Source organism: Stenotrophomonas sp. GbtcB23, assembly GCF_019091045.1.
Lineage (GTDB): Bacteria > Pseudomonadota > Gammaproteobacteria > Xanthomonadales > Xanthomonadaceae > Stenotrophomonas > Stenotrophomonas rhizophila_A.
In genome coordinates this window covers 1-247 of the sequence record NZ_JAGXKC010000570.1, presented here as the reverse complement: position 1 = coordinate 247, position 247 = coordinate 1, and the positions used below count along the sequence as shown (strand labels likewise).

Here is a 247-nt window from a genome sequence, read left to right as displayed (position 1 = left end):
ATGGCGGCCTATACGGTGGTGAAGACAAAGATCCCCGGCCGCATGACGATCGATATCATGACCATACTGCCCAACGCGCTGCCGGGCATCGTCGTGGCCGTAGGTCTCATTCTCGCCTGGAACATGCCCTGGCTGCCGATGACGCCTTACAACACTGCCTTCATCCTGCTGCTTGCCTATTGCTGCATCCTGCTGCCGCAGCCGGTGCGTTATACGACCGCCGCCTTCCAGCAGATCGGCGACAACC

The 247-nt window shown here is 60.3% G+C and carries 1 protein-coding gene; it reads left to right on the top strand.

Going from position 1 to position 247, the window contains the following annotated elements; all coding sequences use genetic code 11:
- Positions 1-42 precede the first annotated feature (42 nt).
- Positions 43-247: hypothetical protein (locus KVS69_RS20145; protein ID WP_217540025.1), on the top strand; the 205-nt coding region annotated here is incomplete at its 3' end.